The sequence below is a fragment of the Bartonella sp. B39 genome (genome assembly GCF_053795145.1).
Genome location: NZ_CP200036.1, coordinates 37,382 through 61,369, shown reverse-complemented (window position 1 = coordinate 61,369; position 23,988 = coordinate 37,382). Strand labels below are relative to the sequence as shown.

The 23,988-nt window shown below is 45.9% G+C and carries 27 protein-coding genes; all 27 read right to left on the bottom strand.

Annotated elements, in window-relative coordinates; genetic code table 11:
- Positions 1 to 7: 7 nt before the first annotated feature.
- The gene (locus tag V4P57_RS00305) at positions 8 to 2,350 is read right to left on the bottom strand and encodes a phage tail tape measure protein (RefSeq protein ID WP_455466236.1); all 2,343 of its coding nucleotides are present in this window, start codon (positions 2,348 to 2,350) and stop codon (positions 8 to 10) included.
- A 131-nt stretch (positions 2,351 to 2,481) separates the two neighbouring features.
- Positions 2,482 to 2,892, bottom strand: a complete 411-nt coding sequence (locus V4P57_RS00300; RefSeq protein WP_455466235.1) for a hypothetical protein — start codon at positions 2,890 to 2,892, stop codon at positions 2,482 to 2,484.
- A 38-nt stretch (positions 2,893 to 2,930) separates the two neighbouring features.
- Positions 2,931 to 3,449, bottom strand: coding sequence for a phage major tail tube protein (locus V4P57_RS00295; RefSeq protein WP_455466234.1), 519 nt, complete (start codon positions 3,447 to 3,449; stop codon positions 2,931 to 2,933).
- Positions 3,446 to 4,735, bottom strand: coding sequence for a phage tail sheath C-terminal domain-containing protein (locus V4P57_RS00290; RefSeq protein ID WP_455466233.1), 1,290 nt, complete (start codon positions 4,733 to 4,735; stop codon positions 3,446 to 3,448). The genes V4P57_RS00295 and V4P57_RS00290 overlap by 4 nt, the downstream gene beginning before the upstream one ends.
- 134 nt (positions 4,736 to 4,869) lie before the next feature.
- Complete coding sequence (locus V4P57_RS00285) at positions 4,870 to 6,195, bottom strand: Bgr_08870 family protein (RefSeq protein WP_455466232.1); 1,326 nt, start codon at positions 6,193 to 6,195, stop codon at positions 4,870 to 4,872.
- 13 nt (positions 6,196 to 6,208) lie between these two features.
- A complete protein-coding gene (locus tag V4P57_RS00280) occupies positions 6,209 to 9,352 on the bottom strand; it encodes a DUF4815 domain-containing protein (RefSeq protein ID WP_455466231.1) in 3,144 nt (1,047 codons plus the stop codon).
- 1 nt (position 9,353) lies between these two features.
- Positions 9,354 to 10,460, bottom strand: a complete 1,107-nt coding sequence (locus V4P57_RS00275; protein ID WP_455466230.1) for a phage tail protein — start codon at positions 10,458 to 10,460, stop codon at positions 9,354 to 9,356.
- On the bottom strand, positions 10,460 to 11,341 hold the full coding sequence (locus V4P57_RS00270; RefSeq protein WP_455466229.1) for a baseplate assembly protein: 882 nt from the start codon (positions 11,339 to 11,341) through the stop codon (positions 10,460 to 10,462). Before V4P57_RS00270 ends, V4P57_RS00275 begins: the two co-directional genes overlap by 1 nt.
- Entirely contained in the window at positions 11,338 to 11,715 is a 378-nt protein-coding gene (locus tag V4P57_RS00265; RefSeq protein WP_455466228.1) for a GPW/gp25 family protein, read from the bottom strand. Before V4P57_RS00265 ends, V4P57_RS00270 begins: the two co-directional genes overlap by 4 nt.
- A gap of 3 nt (positions 11,716 to 11,718) precedes the next feature.
- Positions 11,719 to 11,919, bottom strand: a complete 201-nt coding sequence (locus V4P57_RS00260) for a hypothetical protein (RefSeq protein ID WP_455466227.1) — start codon at positions 11,917 to 11,919, stop codon at positions 11,719 to 11,721.
- 11 nt (positions 11,920 to 11,930) lie between these two features.
- The gene (locus tag V4P57_RS00255) at positions 11,931 to 12,524 is read right to left on the bottom strand and encodes a baseplate assembly protein (protein WP_455466226.1); all 594 of its coding nucleotides are present in this window, start codon (positions 12,522 to 12,524) and stop codon (positions 11,931 to 11,933) included.
- Positions 12,521 to 13,048, bottom strand: a complete 528-nt coding sequence (locus V4P57_RS00250; protein ID WP_455466225.1) for a hypothetical protein — start codon at positions 13,046 to 13,048, stop codon at positions 12,521 to 12,523. Before V4P57_RS00250 ends, V4P57_RS00255 begins: the two co-directional genes overlap by 4 nt.
- The gene (locus tag V4P57_RS00245; RefSeq protein ID WP_455466224.1) at positions 13,045 to 13,539 is read right to left on the bottom strand and encodes a phage virion morphogenesis protein; all 495 of its coding nucleotides are present in this window, start codon (positions 13,537 to 13,539) and stop codon (positions 13,045 to 13,047) included. The genes V4P57_RS00250 and V4P57_RS00245 overlap by 4 nt, the downstream gene beginning before the upstream one ends.
- Position 13,540: 1 nt before the next feature.
- Complete coding sequence (locus V4P57_RS00240; protein ID WP_455466223.1) at positions 13,541 to 13,963, bottom strand: gp436 family protein; 423 nt, start codon at positions 13,961 to 13,963, stop codon at positions 13,541 to 13,543.
- 15 nt (positions 13,964 to 13,978) lie between these two features.
- On the bottom strand, positions 13,979 to 14,944 hold the full coding sequence (locus V4P57_RS00235) for a capsid protein (protein ID WP_455466222.1): 966 nt from the start codon (positions 14,942 to 14,944) through the stop codon (positions 13,979 to 13,981).
- Between the two features lie 13 nt (positions 14,945 to 14,957).
- The gene (locus V4P57_RS00230; RefSeq protein WP_455466221.1) at positions 14,958 to 15,299 is read right to left on the bottom strand and encodes a hypothetical protein; all 342 of its coding nucleotides are present in this window, start codon (positions 15,297 to 15,299) and stop codon (positions 14,958 to 14,960) included.
- Positions 15,296 to 16,306 carry a phage protease gene (locus V4P57_RS00225; protein WP_455466220.1) on the bottom strand — a complete coding sequence of 337 codons (1,011 nt, stop codon included), beginning with the start codon at positions 16,304 to 16,306 and terminating at the stop codon, positions 15,296 to 15,298. The genes V4P57_RS00230 and V4P57_RS00225 overlap by 4 nt, the downstream gene beginning before the upstream one ends.
- Positions 16,307 to 16,940: 634 nt before the next feature.
- Positions 16,941 to 18,146 (bottom strand): phage head morphogenesis protein, encoded by a 1,206-nt coding sequence (locus V4P57_RS00220; protein WP_455466219.1) that lies wholly within the window; start codon positions 18,144 to 18,146, stop codon positions 16,941 to 16,943.
- Positions 18,139 to 19,740, bottom strand: a complete 1,602-nt coding sequence (locus V4P57_RS00215) for a DUF935 domain-containing protein (RefSeq protein WP_455466218.1) — start codon at positions 19,738 to 19,740, stop codon at positions 18,139 to 18,141. The genes V4P57_RS00220 and V4P57_RS00215 overlap by 8 nt, the downstream gene beginning before the upstream one ends.
- 12 nt (positions 19,741 to 19,752) lie before the next feature.
- On the bottom strand, positions 19,753 to 21,375 hold the full coding sequence (locus tag V4P57_RS00210; RefSeq protein ID WP_455466217.1) for a hypothetical protein: 1,623 nt from the start codon (positions 21,373 to 21,375) through the stop codon (positions 19,753 to 19,755).
- Positions 21,368 to 21,949, bottom strand: a complete 582-nt coding sequence (locus V4P57_RS00205) for a phage protein Gp27 family protein (RefSeq protein WP_455466216.1) — start codon at positions 21,947 to 21,949, stop codon at positions 21,368 to 21,370. The genes V4P57_RS00210 and V4P57_RS00205 overlap by 8 nt, the downstream gene beginning before the upstream one ends.
- Positions 21,912 to 22,268 (bottom strand): VpaChn25_0724 family phage protein, encoded by a 357-nt coding sequence (locus tag V4P57_RS00200; RefSeq protein ID WP_375637064.1) that lies wholly within the window; start codon positions 22,266 to 22,268, stop codon positions 21,912 to 21,914. Before V4P57_RS00200 ends, V4P57_RS00205 begins: the two co-directional genes overlap by 38 nt.
- Positions 22,265 to 22,579 (bottom strand): DUF2730 family protein, encoded by a 315-nt coding sequence (locus tag V4P57_RS00195; RefSeq protein ID WP_455466215.1) that lies wholly within the window; start codon positions 22,577 to 22,579, stop codon positions 22,265 to 22,267. Before V4P57_RS00195 ends, V4P57_RS00200 begins: the two co-directional genes overlap by 4 nt.
- Positions 22,576 to 22,788, bottom strand: a complete 213-nt coding sequence (locus V4P57_RS00190) for a hypothetical protein (RefSeq protein ID WP_455466214.1) — start codon at positions 22,786 to 22,788, stop codon at positions 22,576 to 22,578. The genes V4P57_RS00195 and V4P57_RS00190 overlap by 4 nt, the downstream gene beginning before the upstream one ends.
- Entirely contained in the window at positions 22,781 to 23,119 is a 339-nt protein-coding gene (locus V4P57_RS00185) for a hypothetical protein (RefSeq protein ID WP_455466213.1), read from the bottom strand. Before V4P57_RS00185 ends, V4P57_RS00190 begins: the two co-directional genes overlap by 8 nt.
- Complete coding sequence (locus V4P57_RS00180; RefSeq protein WP_455466212.1) at positions 23,112 to 23,399, bottom strand: hypothetical protein; 288 nt, start codon at positions 23,397 to 23,399, stop codon at positions 23,112 to 23,114. Before V4P57_RS00180 ends, V4P57_RS00185 begins: the two co-directional genes overlap by 8 nt.
- Entirely contained in the window at positions 23,396 to 23,977 is a 582-nt protein-coding gene (locus tag V4P57_RS00175; protein ID WP_455466211.1) for a glycoside hydrolase family 19 protein, read from the bottom strand. Before V4P57_RS00175 ends, V4P57_RS00180 begins: the two co-directional genes overlap by 4 nt.
- Positions 23,978 to 23,988 lie beyond the last annotated feature (11 nt).

Here is a 23,988-nt window from a genome sequence, read left to right as displayed (position 1 = left end):
CCTCCCCTCATTCTGTTCCCCCATGCAGGGCATTGGCACGTGCACGTTGAATGGCGTGACTTACCGCACGACCAGTGGCAATAGGATCACGGGCACCATTGACATGTACCGTGACATTTTGATTATGGGTGATGGTGGAGCGGTCTTTGTCCCTTATCCCTGTGTCAGGAGCCTGTTTGTGATGGCTTCCCGCAAATTGCACAATCGGTTGAATGGCTGTTTTGCCCCCAAGCCAACTTGGCAAATGGAAAAGGTCCGATAAATCAATCGACCCAATCCATGTCTTGATGCGGCGGGGCAAGGATGTAAAAAAATCGCTCAACCCCGTGATGGAGGCCATAAAACCATCGACAATCCAATTGGCCAAGTCCTCCCCCGCCTGTTCCATACCGGCTTTGGCATCCTCAGAGAGCTTTTCTTGAGCAAAAAAACTAACCAACCATTGCCAAAAGTTGGAAAGGCTTTGTTTAAACCCATCCCACACATTGCCAAACCACCTGCCAACAGCGTTAAGTCCTTGTTTGAATTTTTGCCAAGCTTGAGAGAAATCAAAAGCAGCGGCAATAATATTTTTCCACTTGGTGATGGTTGCGGTATCAGCACCAAAAAAGCGCATGACGGCTTCAAAGGCACGACTAAGAGCGCGTGTTATTCCCCGTGCAAAGCCTTTGACAAAGGAAGAGAAACGATCCCAATATTTCCACAAAGCAAAGCAAGCGGTAAGGATCACAGCCACAACAGCAGCAATCAGAGCCCCTATCGGGGTAAAAACAGCACCAACTACAGAGGCAATGCCAGCCCCAACCACTTCTATCGCTGTCCCTATCGAACCAAAAGAGGCGGCGAATGCAGAACCAGAGACCATAAGCCCCCGAAACGTAGCCACCAGTAAAGTTATCGGCCGTAAAAGACGCAGTGATCTCCCACCAAGCCCTGCCGCCATTATTCCCAGTGAGCGACCTGAAGCCGCTAACCCTCGCCAATTTGCCTTAAGACCACGACTGAGTGCTCCAAGCTTGATAAAAGAGCTGATCAACTGCAGAAACCCAAGACGTGTACCAGCCATGGTAAAACGCAACACACGCAGAGCAATATTAAAAGCCATCAGGGCGGCAATGGTTTTGATGATAGCGCTTGTTAAAGTGGGATGGGCATTCGCCCATGTCATCAACCCATTGGTAAAATTGCCAACACTTTCCATCAAACTGTTGACAGGGGGCAATAAAACTTCACCAATGGTAATCCCCAAAGCCACGATACGGTTTTGCAAAAGTTCAAATTGCCTCATAGCACCGGTTGCTTGTTTGTCCGCCTCTTGCTCCACCGAGCCTTTAAAGACTTTTGGATCTCTCACAAACTCTAGAGCTTGCCATAACAATTCGGGATTGCCGACCAATTTAGCAAAATCACCGGTAAAATCGCGTCCAGCGATGGCAATCAGGGAACGCATACCCTGTTCTGATTTGCCCAAAACATCAAAAAAGCGAACCAAGGTACCGGTCGCATCTTTATCGAGATCTTCCATGAATTTTTCACGGGATAGCCCGATATTGGTAAAAGCATCCTCAATATGCTTGCCTCCCGCCTGAATGCGGGCACTGATTGCGTTAAAGCCACGCGCTGCGCTTTCTGGAACAATACCAGCAGAAATCATTGCTGTACCAAACGCCGCTGTTTCACGCGCCGTGAGTTTAAACATGGTTGCCGCACCGGTGGCACGATTGGTAAAATCGGAAACCTCACTGGCCTTGGCGGCCATATGATTGGAGAGATGATTGATGGCATCACCTAAAGCCTCAATACCTTCCTGATTGAGTTTAAAGACATTGCGCAATTTAGCAAAGCGCTCCCCAATCTGATCCCCCGTCATATCAAAAGCCACTGCAGCTTTAGCAGCATAAACGCTAAAAGCTTCTAGATCTTGCTCGCCGATGCCGGCTTGGCTGGCACTGGTCATCAGCTCCAAAACTTCACGTGCCGCTAGCGGAATCTTGGTGGAGGTTTCCAAAGCAAAACGGCGCAATGCTTTTAAGCGCTCAAGGGGCGCATCCAGAACCTTTTCCAATCCTTTCATCGATTGGTCAAATTGCATGGCTTTATAGAGAGGGGCAATCAAGGTTGCTGTTTGCGCAATGGCACCCACCATGCGCCCACGTGCTTGATTGAAAGCATTTTCCGCATTTGCTGTTGCCTCCCTCAGATGCTCAGGGTCAAACCAATTTTTAAAGTGCTGCCTTGTCTTGTTTTGGAAATGCGCAACATCTGAACTAAAGGCTGCAAGATCCCGCTTGGCAGAAGCTATCCCCTCTTGCAGATGATTAACAAAACGCACAACAAGGGAAACATCCATGAGAGTATTTTATCCTAACTGATGGCTTTCATATTCTAGGGCTTTAAGGCGTGCTAATTCGCTGCGATAGGAAATCACATCCCGCCAATCCATCTGGTTAATTTCTGAAGGTGCCCAGTGATAATAAAGCGCTAGTTCTGCTCCAAATTGTCCAGCATAAAGGATTGGCGTTGCGTAAAAAAAGCAAAAAAAACCTTGAAGACAGAAATAATGTCAACAACATCAAGACGATCAATCAGTTCAACAGATTCATGTGACATATCGGCTAAAAGCGCTGTGATGCCTTCTGTCGCCTCACTTGTGAACAAAACTTGAGAAAGCTTTGTGATAAGCACATCATTGGTGAGTGTTTTTTGCTCTCCAAGTTCAGAACCAAGCAACTCTGTCAACTGTGGTCCAATCAGCACCGCTAATTGCTTGGCTTGTTTGAAGGTGGGGCGATAAAAGGTCAGTTTCTTGTATAGAGATTCTTTGCCATTTTTGTCTTGATAAAGAAGAGGAACCTGCAACTCCACATCAATGGTTGTTTGTAAACTTGTCATGATCAATTCCTATAAATGAGATCCCTAATAATGAGAGCTTATAAATTGAGAATAGAGCGTCGACGGCCACCGATATCTTGTCCATTGCGTACAAGCCAGCCGCCTCGTTTAAAAGAAAAGCGATGCAGGACAGAACCATCCCAAAATTCCGTATAATCCCAAATATTTTTAATCTCGCAATCATAGCCTGTGGCTTTCCCACCAGACAGACCTTCACTATCAACCTTAACTAAGCGGCCTATGACATCGATGGAATGTTCATGCTCGCGCCCATCTTCTTCACAAACCACATGCTTTTTGCCGGTAAATTTATGACGAACACCAGGGGCACCACCAAAGATGCCAATGATTTCTGGGGTATGGCTGCGGATTTTCATTTGCAAACCAAAAGCTTTGACACCAAGGCCAGCAACATCAATTTGCATATCAGAACCACCTGGTTGATAGGTTTCGGTGATTTCTTCCAATGTGGGAAGTTTAAGTGTCTCAAGATCAAGATGTAGATTGACATCATCATCAACAATCAGGGTAAAACCGCGTATAATGCGTAAGGTCATATTTCACTCCTTGCTGCTTTGCGATAACCCTCAAGCGTATCGCCAAATGCGTAAGTCATTTTATTTTGGATATCCTCGGCCAGCCGATTAAAGTAAGTGCCATTGCGGCGACTGCCAAAACTTAAATCTTCTAAAGGCGGAACTTCTTCCGCATCAAATTCCACCCGTAACTTTCCCAGCTGTAAATTGCTGTTTGAATTAAAAGCACGATCAAACCAAACACGCCCACCCAAAAGGGCGCCACGGGCAATCATATCATCTAGAAACTGCGTGAGACTGCGGGTAATGGCAATGACATGTTGGCCTGTAAGGTTCTCATCATTTGCCCAAGGGCGCAAATTATTGATAATGGTTTTCTCTAGTGCCGCACGGGTGCGTACCACATTAACAAAACGCCACAATGGATCACTGGATGTGGTGTGGTTTCCCCATAAAATGCGTCCATTGGCGACAAATTGCCCCCGCGCATTTTGGCTAAGCCGTGCTGGAATAAAGGTAGCAATATCGGCTTGATTGAGACGGTTTGCCTCATGATCCATTTCTCCATCAAAATAGCTAATCGGGCGCGCCGTGCCTAAAATACCTTTGACATCTTGATTGGAAGGAGACCAAAAAACACCGCCCCTTTGCTTATCCCGTTTGATAAACATCGCCGCAGCAAAAGAACATGCCGGTTTAATGCTAAAACCACCATCACTATTTGCAACCCGCACAAAGGGATCAATCAGATAACAAAAGCGTGAGGAAAAATCTGCACGAAAGGCAAGACTTTCTTCAGTGTTTTTGCCTCCCGTATCAAAAACGGCTATCGCTTGCAGCTTTTCGGCAACTTGTTCAAGTGCATCCGCCACGGGGTTTTTGCCATTATCAACCCGCCCTGCACTATAAGCCGGTGCCAGGAGAATCTCAGGTTCAACACCTAAATGCCCACGTGCATGTTTCAGCGCATGCACACCGGTCAAGGCAGAATTTGACCCCACCATTTCGGCTTGTGTGTCAGCAATGGTAGATTTTTCTTCCACACGCACAAGAATAATTTGTGCCCCTCCCCCTTGTGCACACACAGCATTAATCACATCAACAGCCGTGCCTTTTTGTCCAAGCTTGTCGATTTTGTCCACTTCATGCGTGAAGATAAGTACAGGTTCATTAAGGGGATAAAGTTGTGCATCGGCATCAGGCGCCGTGACAACGGCACCAATGGCCGTCTGACTAAACATCTCCAACGGCCGCGATTCTTCACCAGCCTCAACAAGGCGAATCCCATGATTAAATTCTGTTGCCATTTTGCTCTCCAAATCAATGAAGAGACCATAACAACAAACGCATAAGTATCATAAGCCTGACACTGTCAGTCAAAAAAAGACCTTTTAAAGGGCTTTTAAAGAGCGATAAAAAGACTTTAAAAACATATAAGTTCTTATACAAAAACTTTTAATTTAACTGCACCATCTCCACCCCGTCCAGCACCACTTACTGTTCCATCCTCGCCATCTCGATACCCGCCGCCACCGCCACCGCCATTGCCTAATTCAGCACCGTTTCCTCCATTGCCACCATACTGGCTTTTTCCACCTTTACCTCCATTATTAGGTACATTACCATCCCCGCCACTACCACCACCACCTGCACCACCGTAACTACTATCCCCCCCATCACCGCCACGACCATTATTAGTACCACCCCCACCACCACCTCCACCATGCCATGCATGGCTGTTTCCTGAAAAACCGCTCTCGTTGTTGGAAGTATAGCCACGACCTCCTGAAATCCCAGCCCCACTGTTCCCACCAATATAGCTTTTATTCCCCTTGCCCCCTCGTGCTGTAAGAATAGAACCCACTAGCGTATTGCCACCATTAACGCCATTTCCATATCCGCCTTTTCCAATAGTCACTACATCATTATTCTGTAATTGGCGTTTTTGAATTTTTAGAGTAACACATTCACCGCCACCACCTCCTCCACGTTGACCACCGCTGCCGCCAGCTCCCCAAGCCGTAATTTCAATTTCCGTATCATCTGTGACACCGTCAGGCCAAGGAATATTGCCATTCTGCAGCATAGTGATTTCAACGTATTGTTCTTTACGTTTTTTGATTAAAGCATCTAATAAAGCATCCACTTGCGCTTTTGTATAAACAAGATCACCATCGACTTTGAGTGGTCCTTTAAGCAAGCTTCCTGTTGCGTTTAAACTGGTGAGCACTTCATTATTATGGGTGAGATTTAGTGAGGTGTTACCAAGAAGCTCTAACCCACCACTCATGGTGACTTTGCTGGTAAATTTGTTGTAACTTTGCCATTCATTTGGCCGTGCTAAGCGGCCATAAGCTGTCATATCTTGATTAATCTTGGCTCTAAATTCATCCAATCCCACAATATCTTCGCTTTTGTGTTGGTGTGCTCCCAACAAGGAAACAGCACTGCCAAAGGTAAAGTTCTTGTTGCTTGATTTGTAGAGAACATAATTGTTGGCCGCATCACTAGCACCCTCGACATCGCTTAAATCAGCAAAAGTAAAAGTTTTGTCCGCTGCCATCTTGTCCTTAAGAGCCGCTTCAAGGTCTGCGACATCATCTATGGTGTGCGTATGCTTTGAAGGTGCCTTTTCATCTATCTTTTCCTCAACGTCCATTATGGCTTGATCAATTTTGCTTAAATTTTCCCGCAAAATTGGAAATTCAGAACTGATAAAGCGGCCTTCTTTGGGCAGTTCCATCTGCAATTTTTTTGTTTTGTCCATCTCTTTTCTCCCCTCACAATATGCCGGCACCAAAATCACGCACCATGGATCGTGCTGATGGATCACCCGTAAGTGTGAGTTTTAAGCGCGCCTGTTTGGCTGTTTTGTCACCACTGATGAATTTTCTCTCCACCCAAAGGGGCTCGGAAAGCTGTTCTGTCTCCTCTAATGTGAGAGGGACAAAAGCACCATCATCTACTTGCATCTCCATGCTAAAAGATGAACCGCCCGGCAAAAAGGTTTTGATATAGCTGGTCAATCGCGCCTTTTCGCCAAAGGCAAAAGCACGGGTAATATAGGTTGCCGTTTTATGAATTTTTCCCGCAATCAACTGAACAGGAGCAAATAAAACCGGTGAGAGTTTTTCAGTGCCCTTGAGAATAGCACGTAATTGAACTTTTTCGCTGATATATTCTGTTAAACGGAGTAATTGAAAGGGGAGAAGCTGGTAGACTGTGCCATTGTTACGTTCAATTTCAAACACTACAGAACAATCGCTTGAAGGCAATTCAATGGCCGCACGAACTTGCAAATCAGAGCACTCAATAAGGTCAAAACTGCCAAGATCAATGGTTTTTTCTGTTTGTGTGTAGCGCGCAGCCAGCACCCGGAATGTCAAGGCCTCATCTTGATGGGCTGTCCAGCTTTGCGCATTAACAGAAGAAAAACGCGGCCCCGTCACATAAGGATGGCTTGAGACATATCTTTGCTTTTCTTCATCAAAGCCTCCAAGTTTTGCCAAAGAGACAGCATGCTCACCATCATCGGTTTTCATGACAAAAGCCGTTAAGCGGTCATTTGGTACCGTCAAGGGAACATCATAGCGTGCATGTGCCCATCCTGGTTCAGCTTCTTTCATGGAATAAGACGTTTGTGCTTGAATATCAGCTGTCGGATAACCGTTTTGAGTGGTGACCAAATCAATCACCAAATCATGGTTTCGATTGCCAATTTTACAAAGATGAAAGTCAATGCCGGTTATTTGCCGTGTTTCATCGGGAGTAAACACTTGCGCTTGTGGATCAAATTGTGTCCATATCCGCACCGTTGTTATGCGTCGCATCACTTTCACATCAATCACACCTTGACCGGTAAAAAGACCCGTAGCAGTCGTTCCACCTTTACCAACAGCCACAACGCTTTTTGTGCCAGAAAGAATGTTTTCAGGAATTTTAAACCTGCCTTCAATGCTACCGTTAGCATTGGCAACGAGGCGGTTCTTTGGCAAGACATTGACGCCATCAAAGGTAAGGCTCTCTAAGATTTCACCTTTGGCAAAGCCTTCAATTTTAAAGACAAGCTCTATTTTCCTTAAAAAATCAATTTGTTCCTGATGGGCATTGACCAATTCATCTTTTGTTTCCCTTGTCCGGATAGTGCTGCCACGATTCCAGCCCATATTCAGTTGATTGGTCACGCTTGAAAGCCAATGGGTGCGCTGTTCATGCCAAAAATCTGTCGCGGGGGTAAGTGTAACCGTACCGGGAAGTGGTGCAAAATTTTGGTAAGGGTTGATTTTTTCGCAAGCTGTTGTCAACTCTTGGGCGATAATCACTTCGTTTGTCCAGTCAAGCGTGACAGGCTCTTTCAGAGATGCAGTGTAAAATGTTGGATCAATGGCAAGCTGCAAAATGCCGTTGCCCACAGCACCTGTCTGCGTAAACCCTTCATCTCTGTAAGAGTCATCCAGAAAAGGGTCAGCAAACATACCTTTTTTAGCGACAGGTTCTTTAGAGTCAACATTGCTTTTAATGCGCTCTAACTGCATCAACCGGTCAAGGGAAAGTACCCGTTGAAAATAGCGCCACATCTCATCATAGGGGGCAACCCTAGTGCCATCATTGACAACAAGCGGCGTTTCAAGCCAATTATTGCTAATGGTTGCAAGGGATAACACATCCTCAGGGACACTTGGTGCCATGGGCTGATCCGCTGAGATGCCTTTGATATAGACAACTTTGCCTTGCGCATTCAACCCTATGCGATCAATACGCGGCAATTTGTAAGTGTAACTGACAATGATGTCACCGCCCTCAGCACCACCCGATACGGTAATTTCCTGTGCTGTCACTTTATCAGCACTCACCTGTGCACGATAGCGGTAAGTCACCTTATAGGTGCTGCCCGGGCGCGGTTCATCCCCCACGGGAGCCCAATCAATCGTATCGCCGGTCTTTTTAAAGTCCGTGCCTTCTTTAAATTCTTTATTCCCTTGAACAATTTTGACAAAAGAGGTGATACTTTTATCGGGAACGCCATCACGTCCTGAGACAATCGCACCGCGCGTTAGCGTGACGGTTTTTTCCTTTGTCAGCAAAACAGAATGAATATGTGCAATGGGGGCGTAATAAGTTTGAAAGGTAAAGCTTGTTTCCCCTGCTTTTGTCGAAAAGAGATGTGTTTCACTGGGAACCGCGCTTGTTGAAAAGTCCTCGAGTTCTTCATATCTCAAAGCTGCTAAGCGTTTGCGCTTAAAGCCGTTGATATTGGCTTCCCCTTCTTGAATGCTGAACCGTTGATTTTGTTCCTCTTTGCCCAAAGCTGTCACACGGCAACCGCTTACAATATAATGCCCATGGGCACGGTCGTAAGTGGCAATGGCTTGCATGGCCGGTTCAAGCAGCGAGGGTGATTTTTGGTCAATCAGAACGCCATCTTGCAAAATATAAACCGGAAAGAAAGTGCCTTGCTGTGGATCATCTTTTAGTGCCCAAACAAGCTTTGCGACTTCACGCGCTGCTCCTGCTTCACCTTCAGACAAGGTGCCTGGAACTTGCCCCAACAATTCTGGATCATCCTCATGGGTTATCCATTGTTTTTGCAGTTTAACACCAATTTCCATGCGCCCAATCATGGAAACATTGTTGAGTACAGCGGGTGCAACGGGAAAGATATCCCCTGCGATATAAATCTTGCCATCGGTTAAAGTGACCGTTTGGCTCTCTTTGTTCACAAAAGCATCAGCCCGTTCAACACGGTCACCTTCTTTGGCCACAAGACGCCCCAAGCGGTTATGCCGTCCCCTTATGATGGTTTGAACTTCATTTAGTTCCCCACTTTGAAGAAAGGAGCGTTCTCCATAAAACACAACACTTTGTTGCTCCTCTTTGCCGCGAGATCGGTCAATTGCAAAAGGTAACCCACTTTCATGCTTCATGTTAAAACCTCAATAAAATCTTGAATTGTTCACGAACATCAGCGCGCAAAGGAATGTTGACAGGTGTTTTGAATATTTCCACACCACCACTCAGTTCATCAGGCTCTAACCAAAGCTTGCCAGGGGGTGTCTGCTCTTCTAGGGAGCCATGAATGAGAAGGGAAACAGAGGCGGCTTGTTTGTCTTCAACATCCTTAAAATCTGTACGGGCAGCAAGAAACAACATTGTGCCTGTTTTAGAGGGTTTAAATCTGTTTCCTGAATGGTTATAAACGCCGTCCAAAGCCTGTTCGACAGGCTGTACAGCATAGCATCTGCGATAACCAATCACCGCATTTTGAGTGTCTCTTAACCCGAGATAAAGCGTGCGGTTGCTAAACCACTCTGCCATGAGTATATCGCGTTCATATTTTTTGACCGAACACCATGGAAAGTTTGCCATGCTCCATGGATAATCAATAAGGTTCCAGCTTAATTCTTCATCCCCATCATCCATCCAATTGCCAATAAGTTTGCCTTCTTCTTCTTCGAGAATGTGGTTGATCTCTATCGTGCGTCCAAAGGAAAACAAAGTGCCACCAGCTGTTATACGCACACCGCTCTCATACTCCAGCATACTGTTATCAAGCCTCGACATATTACCTTCCAGGGCTTGCACATCATAACCACTGACACCACGGCGAAAATCAGAGCGCAAACTTTTGGAAAGTCTCACGATTGCTTCAATGGCTTCAAGGAGCATTCGTTCAGGAAGGCGGTCAAACTTAAGCTGAAACGCGTTCCACCATGCGCGCCCCGTCCATGCGGGTGTAAAGCGTGCTGTAATCCCAAGCCATTCAAGCCCCAACTCTATTGCCGCAAGGGAACCGCGCAAGCGCTGCCATTGGAGACCCTGATCAATCAAATCATAGAGGTTAGAGAAATAAGGGCTTAATTCTTGTAAGCCATATTCGTCTATTAAAAAGGGCAACCAAGAAGGTGGACGCGTGATAAATTTCGCACGTGGTATTTCTTCGAGTGCAGTTTTAACGTGAGGGTCAAAAGCCATCGCTTCTGCCAAACAGCGTTCAAATAAGCTCGAATTTGAGGGCAAAAGTGAGGAAAGCATCAATAAGCACGCCCCCGTTCAGACAAGACAATATCCCCCAAAGCTACCGCTTCATCAGGTGCGACTAAAATATCCTCACAAGGTTGCGTTATGTTCACATGGTGAACGCCCTCAACCATCAGGCGGCTTAGTATCCAACTTAAAGACAGATCACGCCCAAGCTTTTGTGCACGTGCCCATTCTTCTCTCAAATTCTGCACCGCTCTTTCCAAAACAAGCGGCCTTTCATCAGGTAACAACCAAAGATCAGCAGAAACATTGATCATCCGTTGCACTGCGCTTTTCACAAGAATGGTATCATTGGTCATTTTAACATGGGGGGAATCAAGGGCTGCTTGCACCTTTGCAATTAAAGCCTCATCAGCCAACCCTGATGGACTGTCACTAAAAAGAGCAACGTGAATAACCGGGCTTTTACCCACACGATAAACAAAAACATCTTTGACATGGATATCACTTGAGAGGGCAAAATATTGATAGTGTGGCGCTGTGCCACCTGTGGAATGTCCTTGTCTATTCAAGCGAATGCGGTAACGGAAACGGGCATCCTCTTCATCTAAAAGACGCGTGACTCCATGAAATTCACCCAAATGATCTAAACTTGTCGCACGGGCAAATTCAAGTAAATTGTCTCGTGCCACTTCATTGATCCGCTGGCGCAAAAGCAACTCTTCATAAGCCGCCGCTTGCAATTGAATGACCACTGGATCATAAGCGGTTTTTTCCACATTATAAGGGATATGATGCGCTGCAAAAAGCTCAGTCAAACGCGTGCGCTTTTGCTCTAAAATTGCTTCAACAGAAAGCTCTTCGATCACTTGTGGCAAAGGGAGTTGTGGCCAAGGGAGTTGTAGAATGGGCAAATGTTCAACATCTGTCATGGGGAAACCTCTAAAGGAAAGCGCATCTGTTCCCCATGCGACCAATCACCCAAATGCCCATCGGGATAAAAAACACCCCTTAAAATAAAGACAAATTTACCCTCACGCGTTGCTTTTGTAAGATCAATCCTCTGTAGAGAAAACCCAGGCTCTCCACATTCTGGATCATCGAGCGCTTGCACGATTGCTTGATAAAGACGCAGTATCGTTGCAGGATCGGCATTGGCATCTTGGAATGTTGCAACATCACAACCATAATGACGACGCAAAACCCGTGACCCAATCCTTGTCATCAAACATTTATGGATCGACTGTTGGCAATGCTCCCAGCCATACAAGAGAGAGCCATCTTTTTCGCTGATCCCGCAACGCATGGTTTAACTCCCCTTAGCTGTCTTTGCCGGAGAAACAGTTGGGGTCGCAGAAACGACAGGAGCTGGTTTTTCAGCAATCTGGCCAAGAAGCAATGGATATTTTGCTGCCTCGCTGTTTAAACGAATTTCCTCTCCCTTACCCGGAGAACGGTTGCCTGCAATAAAATCTGCATTGGTTAAAATAACATAAGTTTTTTGGCTCATTATAAACTCCTTTAAAGGGGATGAGAGGTTGTTGAGGGACCAATTTTGACCCCACCATGTTTGTGGCTTGCTCCAACAGATGTGTGATTGTGCTGCAAATCTTCTGCTTGAATGTGCACACTATCCGTTAATTCAACACGGGTTGATTGGTGACAAAACACCAAACCTTGTGCACTCAAATGTATTTGGTTTTCCCCATGGGAGAGAATAAGTTCATCTCTTGTAATACGCAAAGCGCCACCCGCATAACACAGGGCAAGCTCTTGGGGATGGCGTGCAGGATTGGGGACATCCTCACTATAGCTATCGCGCACCACCAAAGAGGCCGAGCCAATTTCACCATGAGGATTAAACAACCGCACCGGATCACCAATGTTTAAGGGCATATTGCTTGAAACAGCCCCTGCTGCTTCTTGCGCTTGCAGCCAAGGCGATAAAACCGCTTGTCCATTAGAACTCTGTTCGGAAAGTTTCACCCGCACTCTATGGCCATCAACTTCTGCAACCCGCCCGATCATGTGCTGGTTGGCAAGACAGCGTTCAAGTGCATCAAGACGCTTCATAATTTGCCGCAAGGTGTCACTCAAAAGATGCGCATCATTCATGACAACACCTCATTTTCCAAAGAGATCAATCCACTTTTGAGCTGCCTTGCATCTTCATTACAAAAAATATCCTGTCCCAAACGATGTAAATCTTGGTGCCACTCAACCACACTAATCGCCACACCACGCTGCTTAATCGCCGCTGAAACAATCGGTTCAATCTGTACTTCACGGGGTGCACTTAAACCTGTTAACCCCCACAATTGCCCACTATGGCAAAGAACCGCTATGGCTTCTGCCAAAAGCCAACTGTGAACATCGCGCTCTTTGCCCGTGGTAACTATAAAAGCTCCTAAATGAAGATCAGCACTCATGTGTCCGCTTGCCACAGAGTTAAAACGGCTTTCTAAAACAGCAATACGCACGGCAGGAGCCACTAACATTTGTGTTTCAAGTTCTTCTAAATTAAAGCGGCCAAATTGGCAGCCACAATCACGCACATCAGGCAAAGCAGCTTTGAGACTTTTGATCACCGCTTCACGAAACTGATTAATGCGCCCCTGACTTGCAACAGCTTGACTCATGAAAATACTCTTCCCAGCCAATCTTCTGCTGCTTTGACAATTTCCACTTTATTGCGCTCTGAAAGCCCCAAATAAGGACGCGCTAACATGGTCACTTGGTGCACACAGACAAAACGATGTGATTGGCCGCTTGTCAGACAAAAGCGAAGGCTATTGCCATTTTTCGGGCGAATAACCCCTCCTAATTGGTGAATCCGCGCATAAACCAATCCAGAGCCCACAATCACCTGTTCTGGTGAAGCCACCATATCAATAGAGCGTGAAAGCGCCCCACTGGCATAAAGAATGGAGGTACGAGCATAATTACTTTTCCACTTCTCCCCTTGAGGAGAGGTTTTTTCACTTTGAATCCGCCGTCTTGTGCTCTCTTGAATGAGGCGCCCAACCCCTTGTGCCAAAGTCCCCATCGAGCTATCAGCACCCTTTTGCAAAAAGGATAAAGCCGCTTCAAGCCCTATCTCTTTAATCTCAATATGGGTTGAAACAGACATGTTACCTTCCCATCAAACGCGGCTTGGCATGAAAGAAAGCCCCATCACGAACAGGCCCATCTTCACTCATAATTTTAGGCTCATCCATACCCAAACCTGCTTTGCCTTCTGCAATGCGCTTGAGCAGATCAATCGCTTGTTTGTAGCGATCTTCAATGGTCTTGGTCAGTGCCGTATGACGAATGGCCAGATTATAAACGGCAATATTGACACAAATCATACCTAAAGCTGTTGGCTGTCCTGAAATGGGCACACAATAGCGATGAGACAGATGCGCATCAATCTCACCACTTGCTTGTTCTAAAGCACGGGCAATCGCCTGATCTAAAATGACCGGATCAGAATTTTCATCAGACTCGCACAAGTCTTTCAAAAAGTCATTGCCCCAGAGCTCTTCAATCAATGTTTTGCTTGCGTAAGCCATATGGGAACGTTTCCTTTAAACAACTCCTTGCAGCAAGACACCAGCATCTTTTGCTGCCACCAATTCACACACGCGTTCCCCCACACGCACCCGTTTACCGCCCGACAAGCCGATATCTGGATCATGAATCACCCCTGAGAGGCGTTCACCTAATTGGGCGCTAAAGCCCCAGCTAATCACCGATCCATCAGCCTGTTGTTTCGTGGGATCAATATAAAGCAGCGCAATCTTATCGCTCCAAACCCGTGCCAATTGTGCCGCACGCCCTTTGCGTGCCAAATTCACTTGCGATTCACCAATCAATAAACGCTCTGGATGGATTTCCATCAGATCGGCAAATTGCGCCTTGGTAACAAAACCATCAGCGGTGCCACCACCTTTAACCGCTTTAATGATTTTGGGATGGCGTTTAAGTTTTGACCAAACAATTTTGCCCATAACAATGGTGTTGGGTGTATAGACCAAGCTTTTATCCATTGCCTCATCTAAGATGGCATAAGGATCCGATTTATCATAGTTACTAAACTTATCTTCACCCTTAAGATCAATAACCCGCTCTGGTGCGTAATTTTTACTGTTTTGCACAAGTTCCGCAACACGCACTTCACGCCCTAATTCTAGTAAATTAGCAAGCCCTTCTACGGCCGTTTTTTCTGGGTTATAACGAGAGCGCCTTTCCGCTCGTGCACGTGCCGCCGCTTCAATATCGGAATTGGGAATTAAATCATCAAGACCATAATCTTTAATACTGGCTTCACGCTCAAAAGCTGAAAACTCTACCACATTCGGGCGCCCTTTACGGCCAATCTCAAGCTCAGGCACCGTGAAATTTTCCGCTAAGGGAAATTCGCTATATTTAAAAACCTCACTTAAAACAGAAACGCGTGGCAAAACTTTCTCGCCAATAAGAGAACCGGCCGGATTGCGATAACCAATGGCAATGGCGGTTAAAGTTGGATCAATGGGAAAGGGTCTATTCATCATAAGCTCCAATTCAAAGAATTTTAAAAGAAATCACATCACCAGCCGAGCCGTCACTCATAGCAATGCCAATGGTACGGTCTGCTGCTTCTGCCCTTATGGCGCGCCCCTTTAGATCGGAAGTCAAAAAGTCACCAAAAGAAACATTGCCCCCGCAAACGACTTCCCCCCAACCGCACTGACCAACATCAATCATCTCACCAGCTTTTGCTCCTAAAGAGCCGGCACTGCCTAACAATTTATCCCCTTTACTAGAAGCCGTCGCCACCATTCCATCGGTGCGTGCTGCAACAATGCAATAAGGTGAGATCACATCGCCGGCGCGAAAAGATTTTATCAAAATCATCGTACTCATGATTGGCTCTCTTTCTGTTCACAAATATAATCAACAGCTTGGCTAATGGTGATTGACCGCCCTTTTTGCGCCTGCTCTTCTTGATAATGGCGTGCCGCAACAGCAATATCTTCTGGTGCAAGCTTTTGTTTTTGCGCCAAGCAAGACTGCTCTAAAGGGCTGGTGGATGCCAGAGCCGGTAACTTCTCAATCAAACTTTTAAAATGCTCCATCCCTCCCTCAAGAGCGCACAGTGCACGATATTCCCCGCGAGCAGCAGGCAAAATCTTTCCCTCTTCAATGGCCTTATCTAAAAGCCTATCAATGGCAGTGTTTTTTTGTTCTGCCTGCAAAAGCGCTAAATCTTCTCGCGCTTGTGTTAATTGGCTGTTTAATTCCACGCGTTCCTTTTCGCGTGCAACAATGGTTGCCAAAATTTCATCAAGCTTTGCATCTTCTGCCAGCTCTAGGGCACTGGCAATGGCTGTAAAATCCATGTCTTTCTCCATAGGGGTTGTAAAGAATTGTTGACGGCTTAAAGCGGTCATGACAAGAGCAGGACGGTTCACCAAACCTGCACCAGATAAACTCAAAATCTTACCATCCTTGGAATGCCTAAACTCAGGCGAAAGATAGCGATATTCTTGGCTGATAATTTTATTCGAAGCCACACTGGTCCATTTAACCCGTCCCCAAATTGCACCATCCCGCTCTGCTAACTCTTCAATCCAGCCACTGGCAGGTGCTTCTAAACCGTTGCGTGCACGGTGATGTTGACCATGCTCATAATCAATCACAAGCGGTCCTTTATTCGCCGCAAACGCTTTTAAAATGGTTTGAGGATTATAATGCCATTTTCTTCCATCACGCGCCTTCACATACGGCGCTTTAGGCAAAAGCTGTACCCATTCAGGCGCTTGCTTAATCGCATTATCTTGGCAAAGATCTATCAACTCAGCATGAAATGCCCCGTCATGACATATCTCAGCATGCCCTTCTTTTTGATCTTCGTGAAATTCTTGCTCCATACATTGCCTATTGCTTTACAACTATCATTGGCAATACAATGCATGAAAACCATTCACCTTATAAGCCTGACAGTGTCAGTCAAAAGGGCACTTCTTTAAAAAAACACTTTTTCCCTTTTATAGCTTATGAGAAAACCCCTAATGCCAAACCTTCTTATAAAATCGTTTTCAAAGGCACTTCAAAGGCGATAGAGCGCCATTATAAGTTTGGAGGTACAAATTATCACTCTACACAACAAAGCCTCTCTCAGGCCGTTTTTTTAAAAGATTGCTTTTTGACTTAAAAAGTGTACATTATTGCTTATAAGGCGTGAGCCAGTTATGCCAGGACGGTTTTACCGGATCTGCGAGGAGTTGACCGCCCTCCACGCCTTCTCATTTTCTCACACACCAACCTCTTCTCTACAAAGCCAACAGGGATTTACGGTGTTCTCTTTATAACAACCTCTCTCTCAGGCCGTTTTTTAAAGATTGTTTTTGAACGTTTAAACTGTTAGAGTGTTCACGAGGCGTGAGCCAGTTATACCAGGACGGTTTTACCGGATCTGCGAGGAGTTGACCGCCCTCCACGCCTTCTCATTTTCCCCATCTCGACTCCTCTCTGCAAAGCCAACAGAGCTTTACGGTGTTCTCTTTACAACAACCGTTCTTCCTTCTTTTCAGCCGCATCCAATAAGCGTTTAATTTCGCTAAAGCTCTTTTTATGCATGGAGGTCAACCACCATTCTTGTTTGCTTGCTACCCATTTGACCGCAAAGCGCCACCATGTACCATCATTTTCACCGAAAAAAACAACGCTCGGTACACCTTTTCGCCTTATAATACCATAGGGGTGAAAGAATGTTTGAATGGCGCCACGAAAATCACTCAAATGAAGAGCACGCGCTTGATGCTCTAACAAAATATGCTTCACACTATCTGAAGATAGACGAATAAGAGAATTGTCCGCTGCAAAAACATCACGCACCTTTTGTATCATCGGTGCTATGGGGATAAACCCGCGAGGCATGCGTCCTTCAAACATCGCTTCCAAAAGCGGTGATCCCACAATATCTTCAATGGCAATGCGCTTGCGATTTTCCGGCATGATTGCGATTCTATCACTTAAGAAACGACTTAAATTTTGTGCGCGATGTTTCCCAGGGTTAGAATGCCAACCAGGATCAATCCCTGCGGGTATCTTCTCAGTTTGACCTGTCCGCTTATTGCGCCAATCTCGCTTTTCTACATAAGGTGGCTCTACCCCTTCCTCATAGCCTAAATTCTCTGCCTCATAACGACTTACCTGTCGCACACTGCATTTACACCGCCAGCCATTGGGCGGATAAAGCCAATCCCACACCGGATCATCAACAGGTGCCGTAAACCCCACCCAGCGTTCATGTTCTAAACGCTTATGTTCTGAACTCGACAAAGCATAGGTGAGATAAGGCAAAAATTCTTTATTATTCTGCGTACGCTCCCACTCACCTGCCGCATGCGCACTCATGGTATTGGCCCAATAGACCGTCTCTAAGCGTCGTGGACACCCCAATTGCACCACGCTCTTTTCACCGGTCTTTGGATCAATGGCTAATTTTTTACCCCACCAACCCTTTTCCTGTAAAATCGGCATCAAATTTTTTTGAAAATCCTGGAAAGGAAGCTGATGTTTTATAGCATCCCCAACGGCCTCCTTAAAGTCATCCAAAATGTCATAGCCTACCGATTTTGCTACCGTAAAGGAAAAAGCATGTTCTTCTGGTGTCACATCACGCCAATCAAAGCTTGGAACAAGTGCCTTGGCTTCAAAATAACGCGTGACCTCTTTGGGAGCCGTTTTAAAAAGTTCCTCAGCCATGATGCCCAAGTCCACGCGCAATCATTTGCACTTTTGCCAACCGGCTTGCTAAAGCGTCATGATCCATTTCGCCAAGCAATTCATCTAATCCTTTGAGGATATCCTCATAACTTTTAGCCTCTCTCACAAGCCTTTTAAAGGGCGCTAAAAGGGGTTCTAAATCTTCTTCCCAGTCACTTAAAGCCACTTGAGAAAGCTGCTCCAGTTCGTCGTGATATTTCCCACCCTGCTCTTTTCCACCCTTGCCCTCTCTTGTCACACAAACATCAACAACGCCCCCACAATCAGCACAAACATGAACCTTTTGTTTATCTTCACCATCCTCTTGTCCCCTCTCATCATCAAGCGCAAGAGAAGGAGCCTTTAAAACATCTTCCTCTTTTGTTGGTTGCGAAAAGCCAATCTTATTGCGCACTTCTTGAGTACTAACGGATAATCCAAGGGGAACAAGTTTTTCCAAAGCATCGCTAATGGCTTTAATATCTTCATTTTCCGAAATCGGCCAATAGACAAGGGGGTAGCGCTCTTGGCGCCCAAAATTAATCTCGACAAAGGGCACAATCAAATCACGGTTAGCCGTCAAAGCCAATTGCCGTGCATCAGCACGAGCAATATCATGGCGCACATTTTCATGAATACGTGCTTGAGAAAAAGACGAACCATCATCCGTCGTCATCGTCTGACCCAACACACCCTTTGAAATCTGTCGATCTAAATATTCAGCTTTCGCTGCAAAAACGGCATTGCCACTTCCCCCCGCTGCTTCGATAAATTCAATCTCCATTTCTTTTGGGATAATAGCCGCCGCATCACTGGATAAATCTCGCACTGCCTGAATCAAAACCCGCCTTTCCTCATGAGAAGAGCTCGCACCATATTTTCCCAAACGCAAAGGCATGCCGTAAATCTCTAAAAACGCCATCCAATCTTTCAGTGTATAAGATTTAAATAAAAATGCCCAAGCCGCAAGACGCGCAAGTCCAGAACGGATCGGCAAACCACTTTTAAGCTTTGGCCGGTGAATGGAAAATTTATAGGCAGGCAATTCACTTCCATTCTGATAGATATCTTCTTTTAAACGTAAATGAAAACCATCCCGTCTATCCAATTGAAAAAACCGCTGGTCACGCCATTTCCATGCAACCGGCCACCATTCCTTGGCACTCTTATCCCACAAGGTTTCAACAACCGCATAGCCTTTGCCCAAAGCATCCAATAAATCCGTCACATAATCATCAACAAAGGTAGGCGCACTAATCACCTCCCGCACCGCATCTGCAATCTTTTTGTCTAAAGCACTATTGCTTGCAGCAATCACGCCAGGCTCTACCCCCGTGAGTGCATTTTTACGCATGCCAAGCACGGCACGATAATGCAAATCACGCTCCTCCATATCATCGGCAAGCTGAAAAAATTGTTCGGGAGTACCTTGTGCTGCCTGTTGTAAAATATCCGCAAGTTGTACAGGAGTGAGGCCACTGACAATGGTTTGTGACCACACATCACGAACACCACCAATGGTAGGGCTTGCCACTTCCCGTTCCAATCCCTTTATATTGAGAGCCCTACCCCATTGGTCTACAAGTTTTACCATCTCACCATCCTATCAATAAATCTTTGATCTCATCGTTGAAAAAAAAGGAGTTGAAAAGAGCGGGCTTTCATCAAAACTATAAGCCTCTCTCACAGGTGTATAATCATAAATTTCAGGAGTGTGGCGGCTAGAAAAATAAGCCAAAGCACAAGCAATGGCACTATCGCCATGGCGCATAAAGCCATCACTGCCTTTAAAACGATGATTGTCGGGAATTTTTACAATACCGTTGACATAAGCAAGTGCTTGATGATCGGCAACAATGTCACTGTCACGCGGTAAAACAATAGTGCCATCTCCAAATGCTTCTAAATAAGCAGGCATTTCTTTGCCATACCAGCTTTGCGATAATTGCACCTCTGTCACGAGAGCACCATAACGTTGTGCGGCTTTTTCGGCTAAATAAGCACCATTGCCACGCGCATCTAAAGCGCCCCCCAACAAACGCGGCAAACCACTCACCACATAAAATAAAATCTCTCTTTGTTGATCAAACGGCGTATTGCGCAATTCCACCATAAACCGGACACGGCGCACCAGATCTTGCCCAATTTCCATCACCACAATGGATGTCGCATCCCCACTACGCGCAAAATCAACACCAAAAACATGTTGGCGCCGTCGATCAAGCCCATCAATCAAAGGCTTTAAGCGCCCCTCACACCAAGAAAAAGCAGCAATACTTCGTTGATAATCCGATTGATTTTTAAAATGATCCACACAAGCAAAACGCATCACCGCAATATCTGGCGCACAACAATTTTCAATCTGTAAGCGTGTTAAAGCTGCCCCTTCTTGATCTGCTGGTATTGCATCCAATTCTTGCCGCATCGCACTCAAGCGTACCCCGTAAGACGCACGAATTTGCTGTTCCCATCGTTGTTCAGCATCAGCACTCCAAACCTCGCCTTTTATGGCACAGACCCTCTTAAATAGGCCATTTTTAACTGCTTCGGAAAAAGGATAACAATGCACGGAAAAAGGCACCTTGCCTGCTCGTGCTTCTCCTATCAGTTCATTGAAAGGATTTAAAACGCCATTATGTGTTGAGATCACACGGATCTTGCCACCCCAAATCAACAAAGCATTGACCGCATCCAAAACAGAGCGCACATCTTGATGAAACGCCGCCTCGTCAATCACCACAATGCCCTGCAAACCCCGAATATTTTCAGGACGACTCGAGAGAGCTTCAATCCGAAAACCTGAAGCAAAACGCACACGATAAGCAGAGATATATTTTGTTGAACCATCTTCCTTTTGATCGGAAAATAAAAATTCCTCCACATCCCCACTATTGCTGGTGATTGCCCTAGCAAATTTGCTCACATAGCCAATAAATTCACGACCCTTTTCTTTGGTGTCTCCAATGTAAAAAACATTATCACCACCTGCCTCACGCACAGCTGCTGCAATGAGCGTATCATCCAAGGCTTCTGCAAAAGTAATTCCGGTACGTCGCCCCTTTTCAACCAACTTTAACGGTGATTTATCTTCAATCCATGCGCGTTGATGCGCCATTAAAACACCCTCAGCTAAAGGATCATTCTCTTGAGGAAAAACACTTGTCTGCCAAATGTCAAAGTGAGCCTGATCTTCAACAGCATGGCTTCCACCCGTTAGCCTTTCACCCATGTTTCACCCCCAACACTTGCTCTCGTATAGCCCGCGCTGTCTCTTCTGAGAGCCCCGCCGCCGCCGCTGCTACATCAACTGCTTTGCTTGCTTGGGTAGCAAAATCTTTTTCCAACTTTTGCCGCCTCGTGGTGGATAAATGTTCAGCAGCCAAGACCCCTTTGAGCGCATTGGCCAACTCCTGTGCTGCTTTGGGCGAAAGACTTTTCCCACTGCTTAACGTGGAAAAAATAAGCTCTTTAATGGCTGCCGCCGCTAATAAAGTGATATTGTCAGAAGCTTTGGCATCAAAGCGTTGTGAAAGGCTGGCCGCAATTTCACGGGTTTGTTCTAAGCGCCGCGACATCACCGCTAGCCGCAAAGAATAACGATTAAAACTGGAAAAAGAGGGAATAGAAAAGCTTAAACCCGTTTCCTTTTGTAAAGCCTTCAAAGCCGCTTTAAACTCACCATAAATAGCCATTTGTGTCTTCTCACGCCCATTTAAAGCCTCAGCAGCTGCAGCAATAATCTGATCACAAGCTTGCGGCAATAAATCAATCGCCGTTAAACGTCCACGCCCGACCTTGCGCATCCTTCACCTCGTCTTTTATTGATGAACGTTTAGGCCGCTTAATCCCCTCAATGGAAAAGCTCCGGTCTAAATGACGTGCCCCCCGTTCTGTTAACGCCGCAAGAAAAACCGAACCAACCTGTTTTAATGTGACAGCACCTTGATCTTCCATCCAAGCCAGTTCATTATGCACAAAATCACGATCACGCCTGATGCCATAACTATATAAAAGCCGCTCTATCATCGCACTCGATAAGGTTTCACTGCGCTCACAAGCAAGCCCTTTTAAAATAATCAACCGCGCCTCTTCACGAATGATTTTATCCATATCTGCTTTCATTTCTTGGCATTCTCCAATAAAAACTCTTGCAAACGCTCTCCAATCGCCGCAACCGGTTGCAATTGCGCAGAAAGCGTGTTGAGACGACCATTCAAACGTTCCATATTCACTTCTAACCTTTGCAGCGCATCGCGATCAGGCAAAAAATCCATCTCCGTTTCTAACTTTTGCACACGTTCTTTAAGAACAACGATCTCTTTCAGCATTTCTCTGGTACCAGAAGAAAAATAGGCTCTCAAAACGCCACAAACCGCAACCACAGATAAAAGCAAGGACAACCAGCCATTCGCGACACTTATATCCAAGTTCACTCTCTTTTCCCCTCATTCCCTAAAACCGCTTTAATCGCAGCTTTTCTGCGCTGTTCGCAGATCAATAAAGCCGCACGATCACGCCCCCAATAACGTGCCACCTCTTCCCCATTCAAAGCACGCTCTGGCAACAAAGACGGGCGGCTACATGCCTCTTGCGCTATAGGCGGCAATTCAACCGATAAAGACTGATATAAAAGATTACCCACCGGCTTGCTTGTTGAGCAAGCGCACACGCTCAACACCAATGCCACAGGGAATATGCGGCAAGGCCACATTTGCTTTCTCCATGTTGATAAGCTCTTGCTCTAAAGTTGCAATCGTCGCTTGTGCATGACGCTCAGATTCTTGTGCCGCTTGCCTTTGCCGATCTTGCTCAAGTTGCGCTTTTGCAGAAGCCTTGGCAATCTCAAACTGCCAATATAAATCTCGCGCTTTTTCCGCCTTCAAAACTTGCGCTTTCATAAAGCCAAACGCCGCTAACATCACACTCGACAAAAAAAGCAAACCAAAAGACAGTTTTGAAATAGGGCTAAACATCGCGTCTATCCCTCCACCGCGCTATATCCACGCCATCATAGGAGCTGGTATACCGCTTATTGAAATGCTTCCTATTGGAAAAATCTAAAGAACCAAAACCACGATGCACCCCCAAATTCCCAACGATAATCGCAACCATCGAAGGAATAGAAATACCTGCCATATCAACAATATGCGGCACGCCCCACAAACCACCAGAAACGAGCAAAAAAATAACCCCCCAAGCAAACCAAAAGGACCACCATAAATAGCGTCTAGAACCGCGATAAGATGGCTTCATGCCTTCACCTCACCTCCAAGTCCCAAAAGCCTTTTGGCGCGGTTTAAATAGGTCAAACGTTGCACAAGCCCATTCTTGCCACCATTAATCACCTTGGTAATTCCTAGCAAATCATCTTGATCTGCTAGCTTATTCAAACCTTTCATCTGCCAAAACCAAATAGCAGACCAAAGCGCTGCTGGAAATTTTTCCACCACTTCCGGAAAAGCTTCACAATCAACAGCATGTTCATCTACCGAACACCAAAATTGTGTAAAGCGCCGATAATTCTTGCGTCCCGTTAATTGAATTAAACCCCGTCCCTTAAAGCGCACCCCATCACCTACTTTGATATTGCCTAAATCACGGCGCCCCTCATAAGCACGTCCTGAGGCATATTCACATAAGGTACAAAAGCCATCGCTTTCATGCGCGCATTGACTTAAAAAATGTGCAATACGCAATGGAGTCCTTAATGCAGCATAAGAGAAAGCTTCAGGCAGCACCTGTGCCATTTCGACAATAATAAAATCTTGGCGCGTATGATGTGTTAATTTAGGCACAAGGCTATGAAGAAAAGATGTATCTATTGAAACCATAACAAACCGTC